This window comes from Tropicimonas aquimaris (assembly GCF_042676185.1).
Classification (GTDB): Bacteria; Pseudomonadota; Alphaproteobacteria; order Rhodobacterales; family Rhodobacteraceae; genus Tropicimonas; species Tropicimonas aquimaris.
The window spans coordinates 118,787-140,600 of record NZ_JBHTJT010000007.1 but is presented as its reverse complement, the minus strand read 5'-3'; the positions used below and the strand labels follow the sequence as shown (position 1 = coordinate 140,600).

Genomic DNA, 21,814 nt, shown 5'->3' with positions numbered 1-21,814 from the left:
TTCTCCACCAACCGCGCCGCCAACAGTGTCATGCTTGTCGAAGACACGTGCGGCACCCGGCGCCCTCCTGGATGGACGCAGGCCGGAAGTACTCATTGGCCGTCGGGTTTCCGAACCGCCGGCAACCAATGAAAAAGGCTCCGGAATGTATCCGGAGCCTTTTGGGTCTTGAGAAAAGGAGAGACCGTCACGCTGTGGCACGCCGTAAAGCGCCTCAGTGCAGCTTGGCCTCGACGACCTTGATACTCTCGTCGATCATGGCGGTGGCATCGGCATCGGACATGCCCTTGGCCAAAACGTCGGCCGCCGCGGCGACTGCAACGCTGATCGCGGTATCGCGGACTTCCTTCACGGCACTCGCCTCGGCCGAAGCGATCTGGTCCTCTGCGGCCTGAAGCCGGCGGGCGATCGACTTTTCGAGATCGATCTTGGCCTGCTTGGCGGCGGCGTTGGCATCGGCCTTGGCCTGGGTGACGATCAGTTCCGCCTGCTCAGCCACGTCCTTCTGCTTGCGCTCGAACTCGGCCAGGATGGTCTGGGCCTCCTCGCGCAGGGCGCGAGCCTCGTCCAGCTCGGAGCGGATGGTCTCGGCGCGGTTGTCGAGCATCTTGCCGAGCATCCCGGGAACCTTGAAGTAGACAAGGATCCCGATGAACACGAGGAAGGCGATCAACACCACGAAGTTGGTGTTGGCCAGCGAGAAGAAGGGACCGGAGGCCGCGAAGGCCGGCGCGGCAGCACCGGCGAGGGCGACGGTCAGGGCAAACTTGCGCATCATGCGCCTCCCTTCAGACGGGCGTCCACCGAGGCGGCGACGGCGGCCGCATCGACCGGTCGACCGAGCGCCGAGACGATTTCGCCCGCGGTTTCCTTGGCGACGGCCTCGACGGCGCTCATCGCGCTGTCGCGGATCTCGGCGATCCGGGCCTGCGATTCAGTGGTCTTGGCGGCGATCTCGGCATCGGCCTTGTCGGTGGCGATGTCGAGTTCCTCCTTGATCGAGGCGCGGGCCTCGGCGGCGATCTTCTGCGCCTCGCTGCGGGCCTCGGCGAGCGCCTTCTGGTAGGCCTTCTCCGCCTCCACGGCCTTGAGCTTCAGCTCTTCGGCAGCGGCGATGTCATTCGTGATGGTGCCCCGGCGTTCGGCCAGCACGCTCGCTATACGCGGCAGGGCGACCTTGGACAGGACATAGTAGATCGCGAGAATGGTCACGATCAGCCAGAAAATCTGGTTCGGGAACGTCGAGAAGTCCAGCTGCGGCATGCCGGCGCCTTCCGCTGCATGCGCAGCGTCGGCGGCCCCGTGCGCGGCGTCCGTCGCGTGTTCCATAGCTGTGGTAGCTTCGCTCTCGCCTGCCATGCGTTCCTCCTGGATCTGAAAGTTCACCAAGGGGGCCGAGCGGGTCGGCCCGCCCCCCTGGCGGCAAGGATCTCGGAAGAGGTCTTAGACGGCGAACATCAGCAGAAGCGCGACCAGGAACGAGAAGATGCCCAGGGCTTCCGCAAACGCGATACCGATGAAGAGAGTGGCGGTCTGACCGGCAGCGGCGGTCGGGTTGCGCAGCGCGCCCGCCAGGAAGTTGCCGGCAACGTGGCCCACGCCGATGGCGGCCGCGCCCGAACCGATGCCTGCGAGGCCGGCACCGATGAATTGACCCATGCTTGCGATATCGCCTTCCATTTTCGTATCTCCTTGCGATTGGAAGTGAAGTTTCGTGGTGTGTCGGGTGTCCTGCGTCCGGCTGGCCCGTCAGTGCGACGGATGCAGCGCGTCCTTGAGGTAAACGCAGGTCAGAATGGTGAAGACGTAGGCCTGAACGAAGGCCACCAGCAGCTCCAGCCCGTACATGGCAGTAATCGCCAGGATCGAGAAGGGCGCCACGGCGAGGATCGCGGCGAATCCTGCGAAGACCTTGATCACGGCGTGACCGGCCATCAGGTTGCCGGCAAGACGAATGGAGTGGCTGACCGGGCGGACGAAATACGAGATCAGCTCGATGATCGCCAGGATCGGCCGCAATGCCAGCGGCGCCGACTTGACCCAGAACAGCTCCAGGAACTTGGCGCCGTTCTTGACGAAGCCCACGACGGTCACGGTGATGAACACCGCCAGCGCCAGCACGGCCGTCACGGCGACGTGGCTGGTGGTGGTGAAGGACATCGGCAGCAGGCCAAGGATGTTGGCCGTGGCGATGAACATGAACAGCGTCATGATGTAGGGGAAGAACTTGAGCGCGTCCTTGCCGGCCACGTCCTCGACCATCTTGTAGACGAAGCCATAGGCAAGCTCGGCGATGGATTGGCCGCGGGACGGGATGATCGCCCGACCGCGGGACCCCACGACCAGAAGCAGGATAACGACCAGAACGGTCAGCGCCATCCAGAGGGTGACGTTGGTGGGCGTGTACCAGTGCACCGTGTCGCCCCCGAACAGGGGTTTAACCACGAACTGATCCATCGGATGGATCTGGATGCCGCCGCCGTGCGCTTCGTCTGCCACGCTTCAGTCCCTCTCGTCCTTGGCGGCCTCGGCCACCTGCTTCTTTTGGATATCGGTGGCGGTCCGCATCATCACGCGCACACCGGCCACGAAACCCAGCAATATGAACAGCACCAGCATGATGGGCTTCGTGCCAAGCAGCGCGTCCAGCCCCAGTCCGATACCAAGGCCGAGCACGATGCCGGCCACAAGCTCTGTCACCATCCGCCAGGCAGTGTTCGCCTGGGAATACTTGTCGGAGGCCATCGAGCCGCTCTTGTCGTCTCCGCCCTTGGCGCGTGCGATCTTCTCGTCGAGCTGCCTGAGCCGCTCGTTGTCGCCGTGGTTCGCCAATGCGGGCAGTCCTCCAACAGTTGCGGCGGACACTAGGCAATCCGGACGCCCTGAGTCAATCCGCGATTCTGCGTCTGCGAAGGCGGTTATTTCGTTGATTAAAAATAATATTTTTCGGAGGCACGAATCCGCGCCCTGCCCTGCGCTCAGGAATCCGACGGATTGGCAAATTCAACCATTCGGTTGATGATCTTCCGGGACCGCGGTGCGGGCGCGCGCAGGGAGGGCCTGCCCGGCTACGCGGCAGCCCGCCGGAAACGTCTCAGGACGCGGCCGTCGATCGCCAGCAGACCGAGGAAGATCATCGCCATGCCGAGCAGGTGCGAGGGTGCGATGGTGTCGCCGAGCACGAGGTGGCCGAGCAGGACGGCGGAAACCGGCGCGATGAAGGTGACGGTGGACGCGTTGGTCGCGCCGATCCGCGGCACGATGGCGTAGAGCACGATGAAAGCCAACCCGGTGAGCACCACGCCCAGCCCCAAGACCGAGAGCCAGCCTGAGGCCGTCGCGATGCGCGGCACGCCTTCGACCGCCAGCATCACCGGTGCAATGGCAAGCGCGCCGGAGGTCAGCGCCATCGCCGCGATCACCGCGGGGTCGATCCCCTTGAGGCGACGCAGGTAGTTCATCGCGATCGCGTAGCAGACCGGCGCCAGCAGGGTAAAGAGGATGGCCCAGACCTCGTTTTCTGCCCCACCCCGGAGTGCGGGCAGGGTCAGCACGACGATCCCGGCAAAGCCGAAGAGGATGCCAAGCGACTTGGCCGCTGTCGCCCGCTCGCCTCCCGGCCAGAAATGCGAGACGATCACGACCATGATGGGCATCATCGCGTTGACAATACCGGCAACGCCGCTGGTGATGTATTGCTGCGCGAACGGGTAGACCGCGAAGGGAATGGCGTAGTTCACCACGCCCAGCACCAGTGCCTGTCCGGCCAGCACCGCCCCCCAGGGCACACGCTTGCCGCTGGCGAGGACCCAGGCCCAGCAGGTCGCCGCGCCGAGCGCGATGCGCAGGAACGAGACCGACAGCGGCCCGACCTCGCGGAGCAGCACGGCGTTGAAGATGAACGCCGCGCCCCACCCAATTCCCAGCACGACAACGATGAGCCAATCCCTGATCGACATGCCGGACTTCCTTCGACTTCTCTTGTGCCCGGCCTCCATGCCATCCCGCGCCACAGCGCGCTATCCGTTTCCTGCGCAATTGTCGGGCGGTTTCCGACGGCCAACGCCCGATCACGCAGCGCGGCATGTTGTCGCCATGCGCTTGCTGCAATGCGGCATTGATGGCGCCGGCGGTTTCGCCGTTAGCGATAACGACTTACCTTGATCTCGGAGGTGGAAAAGACGCGAACAGTGAAAGGTTTGAAACATGAAACGCTCTGAAATGACCAGCTTTGAACTTCTGCAACTCGATCCGGCCGAACCGGTGGATTTCCTCGAGGTCGAACGCCGCGCTCACAAGCTGCGCGCCGAAGCCGTTGCCGAAACCGCATCGGCCCTGGGCCGCGCTTTTGCGCGCCTGTTCAGCCGCAGCGCCGGCGCAAGCGAAGCTTCGCTCTGATTTACGACACCGGCGGCGGGGCGCCTGACGCCCTGCCGCGGTTCCGCCCTGCGCCCTGAAGCGCGGCGCCCCCTGGCCTCCGGGCCACGCATCTGGCCAGCGACATCGGTCGGCTCCCCCCTCTCTCCAGATATTGTCGAGACCGAAACCCGGCGCGCGGCCCCCGGTGCGAGTCGGCCGATCTGCCATGCACGCAAGGCAAGACGGCCTTGCCAAGGTTGCGGGTGGTGCAACCACCGCCGGAGACATAGCTCCCTGCCCGCAACAGAGCATACGCGAACAACAGGACGCACAGGCAATGAACCGCTTCGACAAGCGCAGCCCCCGGGCTGCTTTCTCCGCTCCGACACGGGAGATGGACCACACCGAGCTGCATCTCCATGCATCTCAATACCGGGCAAAGGTGCTCGGGGAACTGGGTCGGGAGCTGTGCAACCGCATCGCCGCCGTCCTGAACCCCGGCGGGTATTTCGCGCTCCCCAATCCCCTCACCTAACGATCTCGCGGACGCAGGCCCCGTGTGACGGGCGCCCGCGTCCCCTTCCCCGCCCCTCGGCAAGCGCGTAGACTTCGGCACATGCAGCCTTCGCTCGATGCCATCTTTGCCGCGCTGTCGGACCCGACCCGTCGGCAGATCCTGTCGATGCTGCTCGAGGACGATATGGCCGTGACCGACGTCGCGCATCCGTTCGAGATGTCGCTGGCGGCGATTTCCAAGCACCTCACGATCCTTACCCGCGCCGGGCTGATCAGCCAGGAAAAGCGCGGTCGGGTGAAATGGTGCAAGCTGGAGCCTGACGCGCTGCGCGACGCCTCGGTCTGGATGCAGGGGTTCGGGCAGTTCGAGCCGGTCAACCTCGACGCCTTCGAGCGTTTCCTCGAGATCGAGCTGGGCGAAGAGCGGGAGCTTTCGGAAAGCACTCCGGCCGACCGGATCGCCTGAGACCGGGCTTCAATCCCCTTCGACGAGCAGCACCAGCGCCAGCACGGTGAGCCCCACGCCCGCCATGACCAGCAGCGGGGGCATCGGCTGCCCGAGCGCGACCTCCCATCCGATCACCCATGTCGGCACCAGGTAGGTGTAGGCCATCACCTTGGAGGCCGGCAGCCGCATCGCGGCATACTGGACCAGCACGAAGGTCACCGCCGCACCGATGGTCGCGACATATATCAGCGTGATCCAGACGATCGCGGGTAGCGCCGCCCAGTCGGTCGCCATGATGTCGGTCCAGCCATAGACAAACAGCAGCAGGCAGGAGGCGAGCAGCGTGCCGAAGGTGAACACGACCGGCGGCTCGCCCCGGTTGAGGCGCGGCACCATCGGGGTATAGGCCGCGTGGGCGACGCAGCCCCAGAAGAAAATCTCCTCGCCGCGGCCGATCTCGAACGCCAGCAATGCGCCGATATCGGCGCGGAAGATGACCCAGAGCGCCCCTGCCGCCCCGATTGCCAGCGCCAGGGCGATCCGCCCGGTCATCCGCTGGCGCTCCAGCATCCAGCCGAACCCGGCGGCGATCAGCGGGGTCAGGGTGAAGACGGCGGCCGAGGACACCGGCGGGGCCGTCTTGAGCCCCTCGAACATGGTCACGAAGTAGATCGAGAACAGCCCACCGAGCACGAGGTAGCGCCACGGCGCCCGGAAGGCGGAGCGCGGCAGGCCGGTTGTGGCCAGCGCGGCAACCGCAATCAGCGCCGCGGCGATGGCGAAGCGCGCCGCGTTCAGTGCGGTTGGCGCGATCTCATCGGCCGCAAGCGCTCCCAGGCTGAAGGACCCGGCAACCAGCGCCGAGAACAGGAGCATCGCCAGGTGGCCGCGGCGGCCCTCGCCCTGAACCCGGACACCGCTTATCGAACGTCCCAATCTCCGGCCTTCTTCTTGAGGAAGTCCACCAGGGTCTGGACCTTGGCCGTTCGGTGCAGGTCCACATGGGTCACCAGCCAGATTCGGCTGACCCATTCTTCCCGCGGCGGCATCATCTCCACCAGGGTGTCGTCGCCGCGCGCTTCCTGCACTGGCATGAATCCGATGCCGGCGCCGGCACGAATCCCGTCGAGCATCACCCGGTGCTGCGAGGTGCGGAACTGGATCCTGTCATGGGGAATGGTCTCGAACATCCAACGGAAGAACGGCGCCCGCGTCGCGGGCTCGTCGGGCCCGACAAAGCGATGCCCGTTCCACGCGCCCTCGGCCAGCATCCCGAAGCGTTCCACATAGTCGCGCGATGCATAGAGTGCGTGGTGTTCTTCGGCAAAGGCCTGGACGATGTTGTCGGGCTGATCCGGCTTGGCCCCGGCACGGATCGCCAGGTGCGCTTCGCCGTATTCCAGCTTGAACAGGCGGTGATCGGTCAGGAACCGCACCCGGATCTCGGGGTGGAGATCCATGAACTCTACCAGCATCGGCGCCAGCCGCGAGGACAGGACAGGCAGCGAAGTCACGATCACCTCGCCCGCCACCTCCGAGCCGCGCCCGCGAATGCGGCCGACGAGTTGGGTGAACTGGTCGTCCGTCGCGCTGGCGACCTGCAGAAGATCCAGCCCCGCCTCGGTCGGCGTATAGCCGCGCGCGTGTCGCTGGAACAGCTTGGTCCCCAGCCGCGCCTCCAGGGAATCGACATGCCGGATCACGGTCGCGTGGTGCACGCCAAGCGCTTCAGCCGCGCCGGAGACGGTGCCGAGCTTTGCCACGTGAAAGGATGTCCTGATCTCGTCCCAGGTCTCTACCGTCATGAACTCGAACCTGTACCTTAAAATTGACGCTCCAATGTGCATATCCGAACAGATTGCACCAGAGCAGAAAAGTCATTTTTCCATGACCCCCCGCGTATGGCTGGGAAAAACGACCCTCGGAGGTCGTGCTGCAAAATAATTTGGCCCCAGCGACGGAACCTCCGGCAATCGACGTATCTAAGGCATAGGTTTCGAAAACCAGGATGGAACAGCCATGAAACGCACCGCCTTTACCGCATTCGCCGCCGCCCTGATCACGGCCCCGGCATTCGCCCAGCAGGCACCGCAGCAGATGCCGGCTCCGGGCGAGAACTTCCTCACCACCTGGGATCTCGACGAGGATGGCCAGGTCACACTCGAGGAGATCCAGATCCGTCGCACCGATATCTTTGCCGGCTTCGACGGGGACGAGAACGGCGTGCTGAGCGCCGAGGAGTTCGACGTCCTTGACGCCGCCCGGATGGACGGGATGCAGCGGCCCGAGGGGCGCGGGCAACAGCTCGGACGCGGAGAGCAGCCGTTGCGCCGTGAAGCGCTCGACACGAATGCCGACGGCAGCATCACGGCAGAGGAATATGCCGCAGGGGCCGAGGCCTGGCTTCGGGTCATGGATGGCAACGGAGACGGCGTGCTGACCATCGACGATTTCGGCCGGGGTGCGGCGCGGGCCGGCATGGGTCAAGGCCAGGGGCGCGGCAATAGTCAAGGCATGGGCCAGGGCCAAAGGCAGGGGCAGTTTGCCGGCCAAAGTATGGGGCAAGGCAATGGCCAATTCGCCGGCCAGGGGAATGGCCAGGGCCGCGAGATGATGCAGGGGCACGGTGGGCAGCGGATGGCCCGGGACGACATGCAGCGCGACGGAAAGTGGCGTGACGACATGGGCCGCGGCGGCCGCGACCGTGACGGCAAGGGCCAGCGTCAGGCCGACCGGCCGGCCGCTTCCGGCGCCTTCCCGACCGCGGACGGCGGGCTCTGGATCGTGGATTCCCGGACCGGCGACATCCTGTTCTGCCGTTCTTCGGTCGACAGCGGTGCGCCGGCCGGATTCACGCCGGTTTGCGTCGAGGCGAAGATCCAGCCGGAATAAGGCGCCGCGCACAAGGAGATACTACGGGAGGGCCGTCCGGGAGACCGCGACCGCCCTCCCAGCTTTATGCGCATTTTCGCACATTAAATTGACTATTGTCGAAGATTGATCGCACAATCGAACAGACACATCTTCCTCGAGACGAAACGAACATCATCCTCATCCTGCTCGAAGGAAGACCCGACATGACCAAGAAATCCATCCTCCGTATCGACACCTCCGCCCGCCGCCAGGGCTCCGTCAGCCGAGATCTCGCCGACGCGGTGATCGCCCGCTTCCCGGAAGCGGAAGTCGTGACCCGCGACCTCGCCGCCGATCCGCTGCCGCATATCGACGAAGGCTTCGTCACCGTCACCAAGGGCTCGGCTCAGGACACGCTGAGCGACAAGCAGCGCGCGATGCTGGCGCTCTCCGACACGCTGATCGACGAACTGCAAGCCGCCGACACGATCGTTATCGGGCTCCCGGTCTACAACTTCGGCGTGCCCTCCGGCCTGAAAGCCTGGATCGATCTGATCGCCCGCGCCGGGGTGACCTTCCGCTATACCGAGGCCGGCCCCGAGGGACTTCTGACGGGCAAGCGCGCGATCATCGTGATGGCTTCTGGCGGCACCGAGGCCGGCTCGCCCGTCGACTTCGCCACCCCCTACCTGCGTCACGTGCTGGGCTTTGTCGGGATCACCGAAGTGGAGCTGATCCACGCCGACAAGCTGGCCTTCGACGCCGAAGCCACGATTGCGGGCGCGCGCGAGCAGGTCGCCGGCATCGCCGCCTGACCGGGGCTGTCAGCAGCCCCCCGTCTCCGCGGCCGTCGTCCATCCGGGCGTGAGGGGCCGGCGGTCGGAGATCTGAAAGACATGCGTGCCGAACATGGCGCGCATGCCGCAGAAATTGCGGCACCCGGCCTCGACCCCGGCGGTGAAGACGAGCATCCCGCCCTGCTGGACCAGCCGGAAGGTACACCCGCCGGAGATGGCGGCATAGCCGTCTCCGGTCCGGGCCGCCCGGACCTTTCCCGTTCCGCAGCTGTGCCCCCCGCCCTGAAAGCTGAGCATGTCGAAATCCACGACGTTGCCGTGATCCTCCACCAGCATCATGTCGTCCCCGGCACAATAGGTGCCGCTCAGGCCCTTCGACGCGGGCGCGACGGCAGCCTCCGACGCCTGCAGCACCAGAAGCCGGTTGCGCATCTGCGCCTCGAGGCAGGCCGCGTCGGCCCCGCAGCTGTCACGCACCCCGATCCAGGCGATCTGGTCGCGCCGGACCGCCTCCGCCTGCGCCGAGGATACACCGCTGCGTGCGGCCCCGTAGCTGTCGGCCAATTGCCGATCCAGTTGCGACAGCACCGGCGAGGCGCAGATCGCCTTTTCCGGCGCCGTCGACGCCCTGGCGCAGTCGAAGCTCGGCTGGGCCGACGCGGGCCCCGCGAGGAAAAGGGCGGCAAGTGTTGCGCTGAGGCGTGTCCATCGCATGGCGGCACCTTATGAAATGGGTTTCCTGGAAATGATCTCGCCGTGGAAAATACCACGCCCCCGGCAACCGGGCAAACCCGGCGAAGGCCCTTCCGGGCTTGACTCACGGGAGTCACGGGCCTAGAGACCCGGCCAATACCCGGAAGTGCGAACTTCCGGTCCTTCGTCTTGTCGGGGGATCGCCACCAGTCAGCGCGTTGCGCCCACTGGTGCGTTTGTCGTTTGGAAACCGGCTCCCTACATCGGAGCCACGTGCAGCAACAGAGGCCGCAGGAGGGCCGGGGCATGTTTGAAAATCTGTCAGAACGCCTCGGCGGAGTCTTCGACCGGCTGACCAAGCAGGGCGCGCTTTCCGAGGACGACGTCCGCATCGCCCTGCGAGAGGTCCGCGTGGCGCTGCTCGAGGCCGACGTCTCGCTGCCCGTGGCGCGCTCATTCATCAAGGCCGTCGAGGGCAAGGCGACCGGACAAGCCGTAACCAAATCGGTCACCCCCGGTCAGCAGGTGGTCAAGATCGTCCATGACGAGCTGGTCCATTTCCTCGCCGGCGACAACGAGACCCCGGGCGATCTGAAGGTCGACAGCCCGCCCGCGCCGATCCTGATGGTCGGCCTGCAGGGCTCGGGCAAGACGACCACCACCGCCAAGCTCGCCAAGCGGCTGACCGAGAAGAACGGCAAGCGGGTGCTGATGGCCTCGCTCGACGTCAACCGCCCCGCTGCCATGGAGCAGCTGCAGATCCTCGGTGCCCAGGTTGGCGTCGACACGCTGCCGATCATCAAGGGCCAGAAGCCGGTCGAGATCGCAAGGCGGGCCAAGCAGCAAGCGACGCTGGGCGGCTACGATGTCTACATGCTCGACACCGCCGGGCGCCTGTCCATCGACGACGAGCTGATGGCCGAGGTCGAGGCGGTCCGCGACGTGACCAGCCCGCGGGAGACGCTGCTGGTGGTCGACGGCCTGACCGGCCAGGACGCCGTGCACACGGCGGAGAATTTCGACCAGCGCATCGGCATCTCCGGCGTCGTGCTGACCCGGATGGACGGCGACGGCCGCGGCGGCGCGGCGCTTTCGATGCGCTTCGTCACCGGCCAGCCGATCAAGTTCGTGGGTCTCGGCGAGAAGATGGACGCGCTCGAGGAATTCCACCCCGAGCGGATCGCCGGCCGGATCCTCGGCATGGGCGACATCGTCTCGCTCGTCGAGAAGGCGCAGGAGACGCTCGAGATCGAGCAGGCCGAGCGCATGATGAAGCGCTTCCAGAAGGGTCAGTTCAACATGAACGACCTGAAGGCCCAGCTCGAGCAGATGCTCAAGATGGGCGGCATGGAAGGTGTCATGGGCATGATGCCCGGCATGGCCAAGATGAAGAACCAGGTCGCCGAGGCCGGGTTCGACGACAGCATCCTCAAGCGCCAGATCGCGCTGATCCAGTCGATGACCAAGAAGGAGCGCGCCGCGCCGCAGATCCTGCAGGCCTCGCGCAAGAAACGTATCGCCAAGGGCGCTGGCCTCGAGGTGAGCGAGCTGAACAAGCTTCTCAAGATGCACCGGCAGATGTCGGACATGATGAAGAAGATGGGCAAGAAGGGTCTGCTCAAGCAGGCCATGGGCTCGATGTTCGGCAAGGGCGGCGGCATGCCCAAGGACCTTGCCGACATGAACCCCGCCGATGTCGAGAAGGCCGCCAAGGCGCTCGGCCGCATGCCCGGTGCGGGCGGCGGCCTGTCCGGCCTCGGCGGCGGAATGCAACTGCCGCCCGGCCTCGCCGGCTTCGGAAAGAAGAAGTAAGCCCATGCGCAGCCCCGTTCTCGAGACCGACCGCCTGTTCCTCCGCCGCCCGAGCGCATCCGACATCGGCAGCCTGCTGGCGCGTCTGCGCACGGATGCCCCGCGCCTCGCGACCGCGCCGCTCAGCGGAGCGCGGGCGCTAGCGCAGACCGTGCCGATCGTCTGCCACTGGGATCTCTGCGGTCTGGGGCTGTTTGCCGTGGTCACCAAGGGCTGTGACGAGCCGATCGGGCTCGCTGGCCCCTGGCATCCGACCGGCTGGCCGGAGCCCGAGCTGGGCTGGCTGTTCTGGGACACGCCCGATGCCGACACGCTGGCCCCCGAGGCGCTGCGTGCGGCGCGGGATTTCGCGGTGCGCGGCGTCGGCTGGCGCGAGGTCGTGAGCCTCGTCGCCCCCGAGGATCGCCGCTCCGCCGCCCTGCTGCGCGGCGTCGGCGCGATCGCCGACCCGTTCAGTGACGGCCCCTCCGAGGCGCTTACCTTCCGGCATCCGGTCCGCATCATGGCCGCCCGCCCGGCGACGGGACGCCGCGCCGCGTGAAACACCAGCCGCATATCCTCCTTGCCAGCCCCCATGGCCGGGCAAGCGCGTTGTCGACCGACGCGCCGCTCCGCCGTGCCGTGGCGCCGGGAGATGCGGCATGATCGAGCGGCTGGAAACCGAACGGCTGGTCCTGCGCCGGCCGACGCCGGCCGACATGGCCGCCTACCAGGACTATTACGCTTCGGACTGGCGGGCTACGCATGGTCCGGTGGCCCGGGACCGCCAGTCGCGCGGACGGTTCGAGGCGATCCTGGCCCATTGGCAGCAGAAAGGCTTCGGCCGCTTCGTTGTCGAACTCAAGGGCCAGCCCGGCGGGATCGGGCTGGTGGGGCCGCATTTCCCCGACAGCTTCATCGAGCAGGAGATCACCTGGCAACTCTGGCGCGCGGACGTGGCAGGCTACGGCTATGCCTATGAGGCCGGCATCGCCACGCGCCGCCACGCCTTCGAGACGCTCGGCTGGGCCACTGCGGTCACCTATATCCATCCGGAGAATCGCAGCGCGATCCGGCTGGCGCTGCGCATGGGCGCGACGCTCGATCCGGAGGCAGTCTGCCCGGCTTCGATCGGTCCGCACGACGTCTATCGCCACCCTGCCCCCGCCGGTGCGGCCCGCCTCGTGCGCACGCCCACCCGCCGTCGGCGCCGGAGCCAGCAGGCGCCGACCCTGCACACGCCCCGCACCGTGCTGCGCCCCTACCAGGTCGAGGATTTTGACGCCTACGCCGCGTTTCTTGCCTCGCCCCGCGCCGCAAGCCTGCACGGCCCCTATTCCCGCGCCGAGGCGTGGACCTGGTTTACCAACGAGATCGCGCAATGGCATCTGCACGGCTTCGGCGGGCTGATGATCGAAGTGGACGGCCGGCTGGCCGGCCGCGTCGCGGTGACGCTCGGCCCCGACCAGGCGGAGCCCGATCTCGGCTGGGCGCTGTTCGATGGCTACGAGGGCAAGGGCTATGCCGCAGAGGCGGCGCTGGCGCTGCGCGAACACGTATTCTCCCACGCCAGCGTTGTGGGCCTCGTCAGCTTTCTGCAAGCCAACAACGCGGCCTCGATCGGCGTGGCCGAGCGGCTCGGCTGCACGCCGGACACCGGAGTGCTGCGCCCCGAAGGGATCGACTGCCTGGTCTACCGCCACCCGTCAGCCGACAACGACGGCAGCCCGGAGGCCTACGCATGACGCCGGCCGGCCTGACCTTCACCATTCCGACGCTCGAGACCGAGCGGCTAGTCCTGCGCCTGCCGCGGGTCGCCGACTATCCGGATTTCGAGGCCTTCATGCACTCCGACCGCTCGCGCTTCGTCGGCGGCCCGCAGACGGACCGCTGGCAGAGCTGGCGTGCATTCGCGCATCTGACCTCTATGTGGCTGCTGCGCGGCTACGGGATCTTTGCGATGGAACGGCGCGACACCGGCGCGGTCATCGGCAGCGTCGGCCCCTGGGAGCCGATCACTTGGCCGGAGCGGGAGCTTTCCTGGTCGATCTGGTCGGCAGCGGACGAGGGCCGTGGATATGTCACCGAGGCGATGCGCGCTGTGCATGCCTGGGTCTTCGACGGGCTTGGCTGGGACACCTGCGTCTCCTATGTCGATCCGGAGAACCACCGCTCGGCGGCGGTCGCGCAGCGCCTCGGCGCCGTGCTCGACCCGGACGCGCCGCGCCCGGCCGAACCGCTCGACGACGCGCCGCTGCAGATCTGGCGCCACCGCAGGGGGACCGCCTGATGGGACATCGCGACATCCCCGTGCTGCAGACGGAACGGCTGATCCTGCGCGGGCCGGAGCCGGGGGATTACCCGAACTTCAAGGCCACCTTCGCCTCCTACCGCTCGCGGTTTATGGGCGGACCGCTCAATGCCTACGAGACCTGGATGCTCTATGCCGCCGAGATCGGCCATTGGGAGATCCGCGGCTTCGGCATGTGGATGATCCACTCCAGGGAGACCGACGCGACGCTCGGCATGGCCGGCGGCTGGTTCCCGCCCAAGTGGCCGGAGCGCGAGATCGCCTGGTTCATCTGGCCCGAGGTCACCGGCCGCGGCTACGCGCTGGAGGCCACGCATGCCGCGCGCCGCTATTTCTACCAGAAGGCCGGCTGGGAGACCGCCGTCTCCTATCTCGACCCGAAGGATCTCGACTCGATCCGTCTTGCCGAGCGGCTGGGCGCGACCAAGGACAAGGACGCGCCGTCGGTCGACGGCAACGACGTCGTCTATCGCCACCCCTCGCCGGCCCGCCTGCGGGACGGGCAGCTGCGCGACGGCATCGAGATGGAGATCCGCTCCTATTGCGACCCGCTGTTCAAGCCGAAGGGATATGCCATTGACTGACGCAACCGAACGCGCCGCCGAGGTGCTCAAGGAGCACCGCGAGAGCATCGACCGGCTGGACGCGATCCTCGTCTACACGCTCGCCGAGCGTTTTGCCCATACGCAGGCCGTGGGCCGGCTCAAGGCCGCGCACGACCTGCCCCCGTCCGATCCCGCGCGCGAGGCGCAGCAGATCGAACGGCTCGAAAACCTGGCGGACCGGGCCGGCCTGGACCCCGACTTCGCCAAGGCTTTTCTGAATTTCATCATTCAGGAAGTCATCCGACATCACAAGAAACACCAGGAATGACAGCCGGCCAACCGGCTGAAACCATGCCATTAAAGGAGAAAACACAATGGCCATGAAAATTCGTCTCGCCCGCGGCGGCTCCAAGAAGCGTCCCTTCTACGCCATCGTCGCCGCCGACTCGCGCATGCCGCGCGACGGCCGCTTCATCGAGAAGCTGGGCACCTACAACCCGCTCCTGCCGAAGGACTCGGAAGAGCGCGTGAAGATGGACATGGAGCGCGTTCAGTACTGGCTCGGCCAGGGCGCTCAGCCGACCGACCGGATCGCCCGCATGCTCGAAGCTGCCGGCGTCAAGGAAAAGGCCGAGCGCAACAACCCGAACAAGGCCAAGCCGGGCAAGAAGGCAACCGAGCGCGCCGAAGAGAAAGCCGCCAAGGCCGCTGCCGCCGAGGAATCTGCGAATGCCGAAGCCGAGGCGCCCGCCGAGGAAGCCGCTGCCGAGTGATCGGCAGCCTGAGGCGCGGCGGGCATGATCCGGTTGATATTCTGGGCCACGCTCTTCGGGGCTGGCTTCTGGTTCGGCATCAAGGTGCACGGGAACGTCATGGACGACCGCTGCCTTGATGCCGGCGGCCGGATCGGTGCCCTCGGCCTCTGCGAGGGAGTGGCAGCTGATGGCTGATCGCGTTTGCGTCGGCGCCATCGCCGGCGCCTTCGGCGTCAAGGGGGAGGTGCGGCTCAAGAGCTTCTGCGCCGTCCCCGAGGATATCGCCGCCTATGGCGCGCTGTTCACCGAGGACGGCGCGCGCTTCTTCACGGTCGAGATCACCCGGCCGGTCAAGAACGGGCTGGCGGTGCACCTTTCGGGCGTCGCCAGCAAGGAACAGGCGGACGCGCTGAAAGGCATCCGCCTGTTTGCCGACCGCAGCCGCATGCCGGCGCTGCCGGAGGACGAGTTCTACCATGCCGACCTGATCGGCCTGGAAGTGCGCGACACCGGCGGCACCCTGCTCGGCACGGTCCGCGCGGTGCAGGAGTACGGCGCCGGCGACATGCTCGAGATCCACGGCCCCGGCCTCAAGTCGACGGTCCTGCTACCCTTCACGCGAGAGGCCGTCCCCACGGTTGACATCGCTTCGGGCCGCATCGTCGTCGACCCGCCCGAGGGGCTTTTCTGATGAACCGCTGGGGCCTCGGGCTCTCCGGGGCCCTGTTCTATGCCGCACCGATCGGGGCCGGCGCGACGGGCGCGTCCTATTTCGCCGTGCTGCCCTTTGCCGGGCTGTTCCTGCTCTGGGTGCTGATCATGCGCGTGGAGCCGTTCCGAGACGGGCTGGCGATGCTGGTGCCGACGTTGATGGTCCACCTCGCGCTCGCCTCTCTCTGCATCGGCTTCGGACACATGATGCGGGCCTTGCTGGGCATCGAGGCCACCACCGGGCTCCTGCCGTGGCTGGTGATGGGGCTCGGCGGGCTGGCGCTCGGCCGCGTGCTCTGGCAGCCGCGAAAGGAAGCGGAGGCGGAAGCCTTTGCCGAGGCCGCTCTCAGGAAACTCAACGAATTCGCCGATGAGGCCGAGGAGATCCTCGACAGGCCGCCGGACCTGCCACTCAGCCACCCGACCGGCGCGGAGGCGGCGGCGCTGGCCGTGGCCTATGGCGCGCTCGACGCGATGCCGGCCGACGCCCCGGAAGAGGCGGCGCTGTCGGCGGTCGTCATGCCACTGGAAGCGGAGGTGCGCGCGCCGATTCTGCTGGAGGCCTTTCTCAACCGCGCCGAGCGCACCGGCACCCGGCGCGACCGCCACGCGGCGCTGCTGCTGGCGGCCGACGGCGGGCTCGCCTGGCGGCAGCTGGGTGAGGGCCGCATGGCGCAGGCCTTCGACCAGATCGTCGCCGCGGCCGACACCGTGACGCTGGCGCATTTCCTGCGCCTCGCCAGCGCGTTGCTGGACGGATTCCCGACCACCCGCAACGACCTGCCGCAGGTTTCCCGCCTGCTCGACATCGCGGCGCAGATCGAGCCGGGGCATCCCGAGCTGTCGGACGCGCTGGTGCATCTCGCCAACAGGATCGAAGACATCGACCGGGATCTGAACACCAATGACTGACACACCGAAATCCCATGGCCGCCTGTCGATCTCGGCGAGCCTGATCCCGCGCGACCTGATGACGCCCACGCCGCGGATCAAGGGCGCCTGGACCGCGAAGATAGTCACGCTCTTCCCCGACGCCTTCCCGGGCGTGCTGGGCGAGTCGCTCACCGGAAAGGCGTTGCAGGACGGGCTCTGGGCGCTCGAGACGCTGGACCTGCGGCTCTTCGGCGAGGGACGGCACCGCAACGTGGACGACACGCCAACCGGCGGCGGCGCCGGCATGGTCCTGCGCCCCGATGTTGTGGCCCGCGCGCTCGACGAGGCCGCAAAGGGCACGAACCCGGACCGCGCCCGCTGGCCGCTGGTCTATCTTAGCCCGCGCGGGCGCCGGTTCAGCCAGGCCAAGGCGCGGCAATGGGCCGGGGCGGAGGGGCTGACGTTGCTCTGCGGCCGGTTCGAGGGGGTCGACCAGCGGGTGATCGACGCCTACGGGATCGAGGAGGTCTCGCTGGGGGATTTCGTCCTGACCGGCGGCGAGATCGCCGCGCAGGCGATGATCGACGCCACCGTGCGGCTGCTGCCCGGCGTGCTGGGGAACCAGGCCTCGACCGAGGAGGAGAGCTTCTCCGACGGATTGCTGGAGCATCCGCAGTTCACCCGGCCCAACGACTGGCAGGGGCGCGCGGTGCCGGAAGTGCTGCTCTCCGGGCATCACGCGAAAATCGCGGAATGGCGGCGGGAGCAGGCCAAGGCGCTGACGCGCGCGCGGCGGCCCGATCTTTGGGATGCCTGGGTCGCACGTCACGGCGAGGGGTAGAGCCTCCTCTCCGCCGCGGCGCGCGATGGATCAGTTAGTGATGACGTGGCGGATGACGCCGATCTGAGCGGCAAGAGAATCCTTGTCGTCACCGCAGGCATACCAGTTGCCCTGTGCGGAAATGTGCATGTCGCCGCCGACATAGAAGCTTGTGCCCAGTTTCGTGGCTTGGGTCGAGGTGCCGGACGCCAGATGAGCATCGCCGACGATGTAGAAATCGACGTTGTTGGTTTCCATGCCGGCCGGAACGGACAGGTCGCCCTTGGTCATCACGACGACCTTCTCGGTCGAGGGGCAGGTCATCTCGCCGGAGCCGATCCGGGCCTTCGAGCTGGCGCTGATCGACTGGTTGGAAGTCGAGGTGGTGGCGATGATCGAGTTCTGGATGTAGGACGCGTCGCCAAACTTAACCTGGCAATCGGTGACGATGGCGACGTCGGTGATGCTCGACCCGCTGGTTGTCTCGAAGTCGAGCGTCTTCACGTTGCCATTGGAGGAGCCGGAATTGCTCTTCTTCCCCTTGCCGCTCGAAGAGCTCGATGGGCTCGGCGAGATGGCGCCGTAAGTGCTGAGCGGCGAGGAGCAGTAGACGGCGTAGATCAGGCCGCTGGGAACCGTGGCCATGGATTCGAAATCGCCGCCCGAAATCGAGATGATCGAACCCTTCTTGATCTTGGCAGTGTTGTATTCGAGATCCGCCAAAGGACTCAGATCCGAGACCTCGCCGACGTTGGCGAGGAAATCGTCCGTCGGGCTGGTGTCGTAGCCGGTGCCGAGCAGCGAATAGACGACGGTGTCGACATGCGTCTCGACATCCTCGAGTTGCATGTTGGCCTCGAACAGCGCGGCCTGGACACCCGGGTTATGGCTGTCGGTGCAATGGCTGCAGTTCGCCGTGTCCGGCATTCCGATGGCCGATCCGGGCAGGAAGTTGTTGTGGTTGGACATCTCCACGACGTCCTTGGAATAGATGCAGAAGCCCGCACCGATCTCGGATGTCGAGGTCATCTTGATCTCGCCATGGGCGAAGATCCCGTCGTTGGCGTTGCACTCCCCCGCCTCATCCATGACGGCGGCGCTGGTGGTCGCGATGTTCCAGGAACTCAGGCCGATCAGCTTGAGCAGGAAGGTCGGCACCGCGTTTCCGAGGGTGGTATTCTGTTGCAGCGTGACCGCGACGGCGTTGTCCGCGGCGGTGTTGCTCGGGGCGATCGAGCCATTCTGGTAGTGGCCGATGGTAATGGTGTTCGACGCCGTCCCGATCGTGTTGCCGAAGACGGTCTGCGGCATGTTGGTCTCGACGCTGGAGGCGACGGCCGAGCGGATCTCGTCATCGCTGCCACCACCGATCAGTTCGATCAGCCCGGCGTGCGAAGCAATGTCCGCGGTCGCCTGAAGGTGCTCGCGGGCCCGCATGGCATTGGTGCCATCCACCGCCAGGCCGGCGACGATTGTGCAGGTAAGGAAGATGAACAGGCTCCAGATGCCGGCGGCACCGTCTTCGTCCCAAAACAATTGGCGAGCACTCACGACAGGAAATCCTTTTGGATCAGACCGGCTCGAGTTCGTAAACGACTGTTGCGGTCAGTTGGGAGTTCTGCAGGAAGGACAGGAAACCGAATTTCGCCATCGCGCTGATCGGCGCGTTGATGGTGACGGACACGTCGGAATTGCCCTTCTCGACCTCGACCTGCGCCGCAGCATTGCTCAGCTCGGCGATTCGGGCCACGGCGTAGCTCTCGGCCGAATCCTCGGTCATGCCGTGACGTGACACGATCCGGGCGGTGTCGCGGGCGACGCTGTAATAGTTGGCCTGGTCCACATAGACCCGGCTGAGATCCACCACACCGGAGACCATCGCCACGAAAAGCGGGACCATGACCACAAACTCGATGGCCATCATGCCATCCTCGCGGCGGCGGAAATGGCGGAGTGCAGTGGAGATCGCGCGAATTTTCATCTTCTTGCTCCCGAGGATTCACCAATTAACATTTGTATTTGATGACACTACCTGAGAGCGAATTCGTGGCGTCGGCGTGGAATTTACGTAGGGTTCGGCATAGGAAGGACACCATTCCGCCCAAGTTCCCTTTGGTCACAGGCCACGGTTTTGTCCGGTTTCATGCCCTGGAACCCCTTTCGGCCCTTTCTTCAAACCGCGCCCTGCGGGTTGCAATGGAAACCCGCTTGCCCTAGACACCGCCCATCCTGAGCGGGAAACCGACTCGGGTGGTTTCGTTATATGGCATCGGACCAACGGGCGGGCCTTCTTCGGCCCCAACCTGCCGCTGACCGGAATGCGACCATTCAAGGAATGACGACCTGACCTCCGGCGGGCGCTGTGCGGCAAGCACGGACGGACCCGATGAAGACCAGGAGCTCCGGGGCGCGAGAAACACTTTGCGGGTCCACCGCAAGCAGTCAGAGGAGCGTTCAGATGGACCTGATCGCAGAACTGGAGGCCGAACAGATCGCCTCCCTTGGGAACGAGATTCCCGATTTCAAGGCCGGCGACACCATTCGTGTCGGCTACAAGGTGACCGAAGGGTCGCGCTCGCGGGTGCAGAACTACGAAGGTGTCTGCATCTCCCGCAAGAACGGCACCGGGATCGCCGGCTCGTTCACGGTGCGCAAGATCTCCTTCGGCGAGGGCGTCGAGCGGGTGTTCCCGCTGCACTCGACCAATATCGAAAGCATCACCGTCGTCCGTCGCGGCCGCGTTCGCCGCGCGAAGCTGTATTACCTGCGCTCCCGCCGCGGCAAGTCTGCCCGGATCGCGGAAGACAGCACCTACAAACCCAAGGGCTGAGGAGCGCCGCGATGAAAAAGGATCTGCATCCCGACTACCACGCCATCGACGTCAAGATGACCGATGGCACCGTGGTGAGCATGAAATCGACCTGGGGCAAGGAAGGCGACCAGCTGTCGCTCGACATCGACCCCTCTTCGCACCCTGCCTGGACCGGCGGCTCGCAGAAGCTGATGGACACCGGCGGGCGCGTGTCGAAGTTCAAGAAGAAATACGAAGGCCTGGGCTTCTGAACCAAAGGCTTACGGACAGTGCAGAACGCCGCTCCCACGGGGGCGGCGTTTTTCGTTGCGGGACGCGGTGAAAGGGGGCTGCCTGCCCCCGCGCCGGCCGGACGCTGTCCGCCCCTCCCCGAGGATATCCTCGGACAGGTGAAGAAGGCGCCGCTTCGCGGTTGAATGTCTGGCGCGGCCGGCACTAGGGTCGCGGGCAAACAGGATTGTCGAGGCGGGATATCATCATGAACACCGAATTGCTGAAACGGCTGTGCGAGACCCCGGGCGTGCCCGGCCACGAGGAGCGGGTGCGGGACCTGATCCTGTCCGAGCTCGAGGGGCTGTTCGATCACGTCGAAGTGGATCCGATGGGCTCGCTGCTGTGCCGCCGCGACGCGCGCGGCGGGGCAGAGACGCCGCAGAAGGTCATGCTGCTCTGCCACATGGACGAGATCGGCTTCATGGTCAGCCATGTCACCGAGAAGGGTTTCCTGCATCTTCAACCGGTTGGCGGCTTCGATCCGCGCACGCTGTTCGCGCGCCGGGTGCTGGTGTGCACCGAAGACGGCGACCTCAAGGGGGTGATGAACCCGGCCGGGCCTGGCGTGCACATCACCAAGCAGGAAGATCGCAAGAAGGTGCCGGAGGTGCACGAGTTCATCGTCGACACCGGCCTCGGCGAAGCGGCGCGCGAGCGTGTGAAGATCGGCGACATGGTGGTGATGGACGAGCCCTTCCTCGAGATGGGCGAGAAGTTCGTCTCCAAGGCGCTCGACAACCGGGTCGCCTGCTGGCTGGGGATCGAGGCGATCCGCGGGCTCGGCGATGCGGCGCATGCGTCCGAGATCCACGTGGCCTTCACCACCCAGGAGGAGGTCGGACTGCGCGGGGCGCGCACCGCCGCCTTCCGTGTCCAGCCCGACATCGGCCTCGGGATCGACACCACGCTGGCCTGCGACACGCCCGGCGTGCCGGAGCAGGACCGGACGACCGAGCAGGGCAAGGGCTTCGGCCTGCACGTGCGCGACAGCTCGTTCATCGCCGACAAGGCGCTGGTAGCAGAGATGGACGCCCTCGCGACAGCCGAAGGCATCCCCTTCCAGCGCACCATGCTGCGCGCTGGCGGCCAGGACGGCGCGGCCGCCCAGCAGGCCGCGGCCGGGGCGCGGGCGGTCGGTATCGTGGTCGGCACCCGCTACATCCACACCGTGACCGAGATGATCGACCGCAGGGATCTCGCCGCCGCGCGTGACATCCTCGTGGCCTATCTTTCCAAGGCAAAGGCCTGACCGGGCGG

General features: G+C 66.3%; 30 protein-coding genes. 19 read left to right on the top strand and 11 right to left on the bottom strand.

All coding sequences use genetic code 11. From position 1 onward, the window contains the following. Positions 1 to 214 precede the first annotated feature (214 nt). From ACFQ2S_RS04395 to ACFQ2S_RS04370, 6 genes are all read right to left on the bottom strand, one after another. Entirely contained in the window at positions 215 to 775 is a 561-nt protein-coding gene (locus ACFQ2S_RS04395; RefSeq protein ID WP_386073023.1) for a F0F1 ATP synthase subunit B, read from the bottom strand. Continuing rightward, a complete protein-coding gene (locus ACFQ2S_RS04390) occupies positions 775 to 1,359 on the bottom strand; it encodes a F0F1 ATP synthase subunit B' (RefSeq protein WP_386073021.1) in 585 nt (194 codons plus the stop codon). Before ACFQ2S_RS04390 ends, ACFQ2S_RS04395 begins: the two co-directional genes overlap by 1 nt. An 84-nt stretch (positions 1,360 to 1,443) precedes the next feature. Next, positions 1,444 to 1,680: a F0F1 ATP synthase subunit C gene (locus ACFQ2S_RS04385; RefSeq protein ID WP_089230816.1), complete on the bottom strand. Its 237-nt coding sequence runs from the start codon at positions 1,678 to 1,680 to the stop codon at positions 1,444 to 1,446. Between the two features lie 69 nt (positions 1,681 to 1,749). Further along, positions 1,750 to 2,499 (bottom strand): F0F1 ATP synthase subunit A, encoded by a 750-nt coding sequence (locus ACFQ2S_RS04380; RefSeq protein WP_386073019.1) that lies wholly within the window; start codon positions 2,497 to 2,499, stop codon positions 1,750 to 1,752. Between the two features lie 3 nt (positions 2,500 to 2,502). After that, complete coding sequence (locus ACFQ2S_RS04375) at positions 2,503 to 2,832, bottom strand: AtpZ/AtpI family protein (protein ID WP_386073017.1); 330 nt, start codon at positions 2,830 to 2,832, stop codon at positions 2,503 to 2,505. Between the two features lie 236 nt (positions 2,833 to 3,068). Further along, positions 3,069 to 3,959: a DMT family transporter gene (locus tag ACFQ2S_RS04370; protein ID WP_386073015.1), complete on the bottom strand. Its 891-nt coding sequence runs from the start codon at positions 3,957 to 3,959 to the stop codon at positions 3,069 to 3,071. A 247-nt stretch (positions 3,960 to 4,206) separates the two neighbouring features. Between ACFQ2S_RS04370 and ACFQ2S_RS04365 the strand changes: the two genes are divergently transcribed. From ACFQ2S_RS04365 to ACFQ2S_RS04355, 3 genes are all read left to right on the top strand, one after another. Continuing rightward, entirely contained in the window at positions 4,207 to 4,398 is a 192-nt protein-coding gene (locus ACFQ2S_RS04365; protein WP_386073013.1) for an RSP_7527 family protein, read from the top strand. 298 nt (positions 4,399 to 4,696) lie between these two features. Continuing rightward, positions 4,697 to 4,894: a hypothetical protein gene (locus ACFQ2S_RS04360; protein ID WP_386073011.1), complete on the top strand. Its 198-nt coding sequence runs from the start codon at positions 4,697 to 4,699 to the stop codon at positions 4,892 to 4,894. 81 nt (positions 4,895 to 4,975) lie between these two features. After that, positions 4,976 to 5,341 carry an ArsR/SmtB family transcription factor gene (locus ACFQ2S_RS04355; RefSeq protein ID WP_386073010.1) on the top strand — a complete coding sequence of 122 codons (366 nt, stop codon included), beginning with the start codon at positions 4,976 to 4,978 and terminating at the stop codon, positions 5,339 to 5,341. Between the two features lie 9 nt (positions 5,342 to 5,350). Here ACFQ2S_RS04355 and ACFQ2S_RS04350 read toward each other — a convergent pair whose 3' ends face one another. Then, positions 5,351 to 6,259, bottom strand: coding sequence for a DMT family transporter (locus ACFQ2S_RS04350; RefSeq protein WP_386073009.1), 909 nt, complete (start codon positions 6,257 to 6,259; stop codon positions 5,351 to 5,353). Next, positions 6,244 to 7,128 carry a LysR family transcriptional regulator gene (locus ACFQ2S_RS04345; protein WP_386073008.1) on the bottom strand — a complete coding sequence of 295 codons (885 nt, stop codon included), beginning with the start codon at positions 7,126 to 7,128 and terminating at the stop codon, positions 6,244 to 6,246. Before ACFQ2S_RS04345 ends, ACFQ2S_RS04350 begins: the two co-directional genes overlap by 16 nt. A 214-nt stretch (positions 7,129 to 7,342) precedes the next feature. On the opposite strand from ACFQ2S_RS04345, the gene ACFQ2S_RS04340 reads away from it, so the two are divergent. Then, positions 7,343 to 8,215, top strand: coding sequence for a hypothetical protein (locus ACFQ2S_RS04340; RefSeq protein WP_386073007.1), 873 nt, complete (start codon positions 7,343 to 7,345; stop codon positions 8,213 to 8,215). A gap of 185 nt (positions 8,216 to 8,400) precedes the next feature. Then, entirely contained in the window at positions 8,401 to 8,991 is a 591-nt protein-coding gene (locus ACFQ2S_RS04335; RefSeq protein WP_386073005.1) for an FMN-dependent NADH-azoreductase, read from the top strand. A 9-nt stretch (positions 8,992 to 9,000) separates the two neighbouring features. Here ACFQ2S_RS04335 and ACFQ2S_RS04330 read toward each other — a convergent pair whose 3' ends face one another. Beyond that, positions 9,001 to 9,687 carry a lysozyme inhibitor LprI family protein gene (locus ACFQ2S_RS04330; RefSeq protein ID WP_386073003.1) on the bottom strand — a complete coding sequence of 229 codons (687 nt, stop codon included), beginning with the start codon at positions 9,685 to 9,687 and terminating at the stop codon, positions 9,001 to 9,003. A gap of 285 nt (positions 9,688 to 9,972) precedes the next feature. Between ACFQ2S_RS04330 and ffh the strand changes: the two genes are divergently transcribed. The 11 genes from ffh to trmD all read left to right on the top strand — a co-directional run bounded on the left by ffh (position 9,973) and on the right by trmD (position 17,493). Next, the gene (ffh, locus tag ACFQ2S_RS04325; RefSeq protein ID WP_386073002.1) at positions 9,973 to 11,478 is read left to right on the top strand and encodes a signal recognition particle protein; all 1,506 of its coding nucleotides are present in this window, start codon (positions 9,973 to 9,975) and stop codon (positions 11,476 to 11,478) included. A 4-nt stretch (positions 11,479 to 11,482) separates the two neighbouring features. Further along, complete coding sequence (locus ACFQ2S_RS04320) at positions 11,483 to 12,019, top strand: GNAT family N-acetyltransferase (RefSeq protein WP_386073001.1); 537 nt, start codon at positions 11,483 to 11,485, stop codon at positions 12,017 to 12,019. 100 nt (positions 12,020 to 12,119) lie between these two features. Further along, on the top strand, positions 12,120 to 13,202 hold the full coding sequence (locus tag ACFQ2S_RS04315) for a GNAT family N-acetyltransferase (protein WP_386072999.1): 1,083 nt from the start codon (positions 12,120 to 12,122) through the stop codon (positions 13,200 to 13,202). Next, positions 13,199 to 13,747, top strand: a complete 549-nt coding sequence (locus ACFQ2S_RS04310; RefSeq protein WP_386072998.1) for a GNAT family N-acetyltransferase — start codon at positions 13,199 to 13,201, stop codon at positions 13,745 to 13,747. The genes ACFQ2S_RS04315 and ACFQ2S_RS04310 overlap by 4 nt, the downstream gene beginning before the upstream one ends. Continuing rightward, the gene (locus ACFQ2S_RS04305) at positions 13,747 to 14,352 is read left to right on the top strand and encodes a GNAT family N-acetyltransferase (protein WP_386072996.1); all 606 of its coding nucleotides are present in this window, start codon (positions 13,747 to 13,749) and stop codon (positions 14,350 to 14,352) included. Before ACFQ2S_RS04310 ends, ACFQ2S_RS04305 begins: the two co-directional genes overlap by 1 nt. After that, the gene (locus ACFQ2S_RS04300) at positions 14,339 to 14,641 is read left to right on the top strand and encodes a chorismate mutase (RefSeq protein ID WP_089230802.1); all 303 of its coding nucleotides are present in this window, start codon (positions 14,339 to 14,341) and stop codon (positions 14,639 to 14,641) included. The genes ACFQ2S_RS04305 and ACFQ2S_RS04300 overlap by 14 nt, the downstream gene beginning before the upstream one ends. A gap of 46 nt (positions 14,642 to 14,687) precedes the next feature. Further along, positions 14,688 to 15,086 (top strand): 30S ribosomal protein S16, encoded by a 399-nt coding sequence (rpsP, locus tag ACFQ2S_RS04295; RefSeq protein ID WP_386072994.1) that lies wholly within the window; start codon positions 14,688 to 14,690, stop codon positions 15,084 to 15,086. Between the two features lie 24 nt (positions 15,087 to 15,110). Then, the gene (locus ACFQ2S_RS04290; protein ID WP_176442737.1) at positions 15,111 to 15,263 is read left to right on the top strand and encodes a hypothetical protein; all 153 of its coding nucleotides are present in this window, start codon (positions 15,111 to 15,113) and stop codon (positions 15,261 to 15,263) included. Further along, a complete protein-coding gene (rimM, locus tag ACFQ2S_RS04285) occupies positions 15,256 to 15,759 on the top strand; it encodes a ribosome maturation factor RimM (RefSeq protein ID WP_386072992.1) in 504 nt (167 codons plus the stop codon). Before ACFQ2S_RS04290 ends, rimM begins: the two co-directional genes overlap by 8 nt. Next, positions 15,759 to 16,691, top strand: a complete 933-nt coding sequence (locus ACFQ2S_RS04280; protein ID WP_386072990.1) for a hypothetical protein — start codon at positions 15,759 to 15,761, stop codon at positions 16,689 to 16,691. The genes rimM and ACFQ2S_RS04280 overlap by 1 nt, the downstream gene beginning before the upstream one ends. Continuing rightward, positions 16,684 to 17,493, top strand: a complete 810-nt coding sequence (trmD, locus tag ACFQ2S_RS04275) for a tRNA (guanosine(37)-N1)-methyltransferase TrmD (RefSeq protein WP_386072988.1) — start codon at positions 16,684 to 16,686, stop codon at positions 17,491 to 17,493. The genes ACFQ2S_RS04280 and trmD overlap by 8 nt, the downstream gene beginning before the upstream one ends. 30 nt (positions 17,494 to 17,523) lie before the next feature. Here the strand turns inward: trmD and ACFQ2S_RS04270 are convergent, their stop codons facing one another. Then, on the bottom strand, positions 17,524 to 19,023 hold the full coding sequence (locus tag ACFQ2S_RS04270) for a pilus assembly protein TadG-related protein (protein ID WP_386072986.1): 1,500 nt from the start codon (positions 19,021 to 19,023) through the stop codon (positions 17,524 to 17,526). A gap of 19 nt (positions 19,024 to 19,042) precedes the next feature. Then, a complete protein-coding gene (locus ACFQ2S_RS04265) occupies positions 19,043 to 19,453 on the bottom strand; it encodes a TadE/TadG family type IV pilus assembly protein (protein ID WP_386072984.1) in 411 nt (136 codons plus the stop codon). A 477-nt stretch (positions 19,454 to 19,930) separates the two neighbouring features. On the opposite strand from ACFQ2S_RS04265, the gene rplS reads away from it, so the two are divergent. From rplS to ACFQ2S_RS04250, 3 genes are all read left to right on the top strand, one after another. Further along, on the top strand, positions 19,931 to 20,302 hold the full coding sequence (gene rplS, locus ACFQ2S_RS04260; RefSeq protein ID WP_386072983.1) for a 50S ribosomal protein L19: 372 nt from the start codon (positions 19,931 to 19,933) through the stop codon (positions 20,300 to 20,302). An 11-nt stretch (positions 20,303 to 20,313) separates the two neighbouring features. Then, positions 20,314 to 20,535, top strand: a complete 222-nt coding sequence (gene rpmE, locus ACFQ2S_RS04255) for a 50S ribosomal protein L31 (protein ID WP_386072981.1) — start codon at positions 20,314 to 20,316, stop codon at positions 20,533 to 20,535. Between the two features lie 227 nt (positions 20,536 to 20,762). After that, complete coding sequence (locus tag ACFQ2S_RS04250; protein WP_386072979.1) at positions 20,763 to 21,806, top strand: M42 family metallopeptidase; 1,044 nt, start codon at positions 20,763 to 20,765, stop codon at positions 21,804 to 21,806. The last annotated feature ends 8 nt before the right edge of the window (positions 21,807 to 21,814 follow it).

Bases quoted from the DNA above. Each gene is read 5' to 3' on its own strand.
- ACFQ2S_RS04280 (WP_386072990.1), top strand. From the start codon at position 15,759: ATGAACCGCTGGGGCCTCGGGCTCTCCGGGGCCCTGTTCTATGCCGCA.
- rplS (WP_386072983.1), top strand. From the start codon at position 19,931: ATGGACCTGATCGCAGAACTGGAGGCCGAACAGATCGCCTCCCTTGGG.
- ACFQ2S_RS04330 (WP_386073003.1), bottom strand. From the start codon at position 9,687: ATGCGATGGACACGCCTCAGCGCAACACTTGCCGCCCTTTTCCTCGCG.
- ACFQ2S_RS04365 (WP_386073013.1), top strand. From the start codon at position 4,207: ATGAAACGCTCTGAAATGACCAGCTTTGAACTTCTGCAACTCGATCCG.
- ACFQ2S_RS04310 (WP_386072998.1), top strand. From the start codon at position 13,199: ATGACGCCGGCCGGCCTGACCTTCACCATTCCGACGCTCGAGACCGAG.
- ACFQ2S_RS04290 (WP_176442737.1), top strand. From the start codon at position 15,111: ATGATCCGGTTGATATTCTGGGCCACGCTCTTCGGGGCTGGCTTCTGG.
- ACFQ2S_RS04355 (WP_386073010.1), top strand. From the start codon at position 4,976: ATGCAGCCTTCGCTCGATGCCATCTTTGCCGCGCTGTCGGACCCGACC.
- rimM (WP_386072992.1), top strand. From the start codon at position 15,256: ATGGCTGATCGCGTTTGCGTCGGCGCCATCGCCGGCGCCTTCGGCGTC.
- ACFQ2S_RS04305 (WP_386072996.1), top strand. From the start codon at position 13,747: ATGGGACATCGCGACATCCCCGTGCTGCAGACGGAACGGCTGATCCTG.
- ACFQ2S_RS04370 (WP_386073015.1), bottom strand. From the start codon at position 3,959: ATGTCGATCAGGGATTGGCTCATCGTTGTCGTGCTGGGAATTGGGTGG.
- ACFQ2S_RS04335 (WP_386073005.1), top strand. From the start codon at position 8,401: ATGACCAAGAAATCCATCCTCCGTATCGACACCTCCGCCCGCCGCCAG.
- ACFQ2S_RS04340 (WP_386073007.1), top strand. From the start codon at position 7,343: ATGAAACGCACCGCCTTTACCGCATTCGCCGCCGCCCTGATCACGGCC.
- ACFQ2S_RS04250 (WP_386072979.1), top strand. From the start codon at position 20,763: ATGAACACCGAATTGCTGAAACGGCTGTGCGAGACCCCGGGCGTGCCC.
- ffh (WP_386073002.1), top strand. From the start codon at position 9,973: ATGTTTGAAAATCTGTCAGAACGCCTCGGCGGAGTCTTCGACCGGCTG.
- ACFQ2S_RS04320 (WP_386073001.1), top strand. From the start codon at position 11,483: ATGCGCAGCCCCGTTCTCGAGACCGACCGCCTGTTCCTCCGCCGCCCG.
- ACFQ2S_RS04360 (WP_386073011.1), top strand. From the start codon at position 4,697: ATGAACCGCTTCGACAAGCGCAGCCCCCGGGCTGCTTTCTCCGCTCCG.
- ACFQ2S_RS04300 (WP_089230802.1), top strand. From the start codon at position 14,339: ATGCCATTGACTGACGCAACCGAACGCGCCGCCGAGGTGCTCAAGGAG.
- ACFQ2S_RS04390 (WP_386073021.1), bottom strand. From the start codon at position 1,359: ATGGCAGGCGAGAGCGAAGCTACCACAGCTATGGAACACGCGACGGAC.
- rpmE (WP_386072981.1), top strand. From the start codon at position 20,314: ATGAAAAAGGATCTGCATCCCGACTACCACGCCATCGACGTCAAGATG.
- ACFQ2S_RS04315 (WP_386072999.1), top strand. From the start codon at position 12,120: ATGATCGAGCGGCTGGAAACCGAACGGCTGGTCCTGCGCCGGCCGACG.
- ACFQ2S_RS04385 (WP_089230816.1), bottom strand. From the start codon at position 1,680: ATGGAAGGCGATATCGCAAGCATGGGTCAATTCATCGGTGCCGGCCTC.
- trmD (WP_386072988.1), top strand. From the start codon at position 16,684: ATGACTGACACACCGAAATCCCATGGCCGCCTGTCGATCTCGGCGAGC.
- ACFQ2S_RS04395 (WP_386073023.1), bottom strand. From the start codon at position 775: ATGCGCAAGTTTGCCCTGACCGTCGCCCTCGCCGGTGCTGCCGCGCCG.
- ACFQ2S_RS04265 (WP_386072984.1), bottom strand. From the start codon at position 19,453: ATGAAAATTCGCGCGATCTCCACTGCACTCCGCCATTTCCGCCGCCGC.
- rpsP (WP_386072994.1), top strand. From the start codon at position 14,688: ATGGCCATGAAAATTCGTCTCGCCCGCGGCGGCTCCAAGAAGCGTCCC.
- ACFQ2S_RS04345 (WP_386073008.1), bottom strand. From the start codon at position 7,128: ATGACGGTAGAGACCTGGGACGAGATCAGGACATCCTTTCACGTGGCA.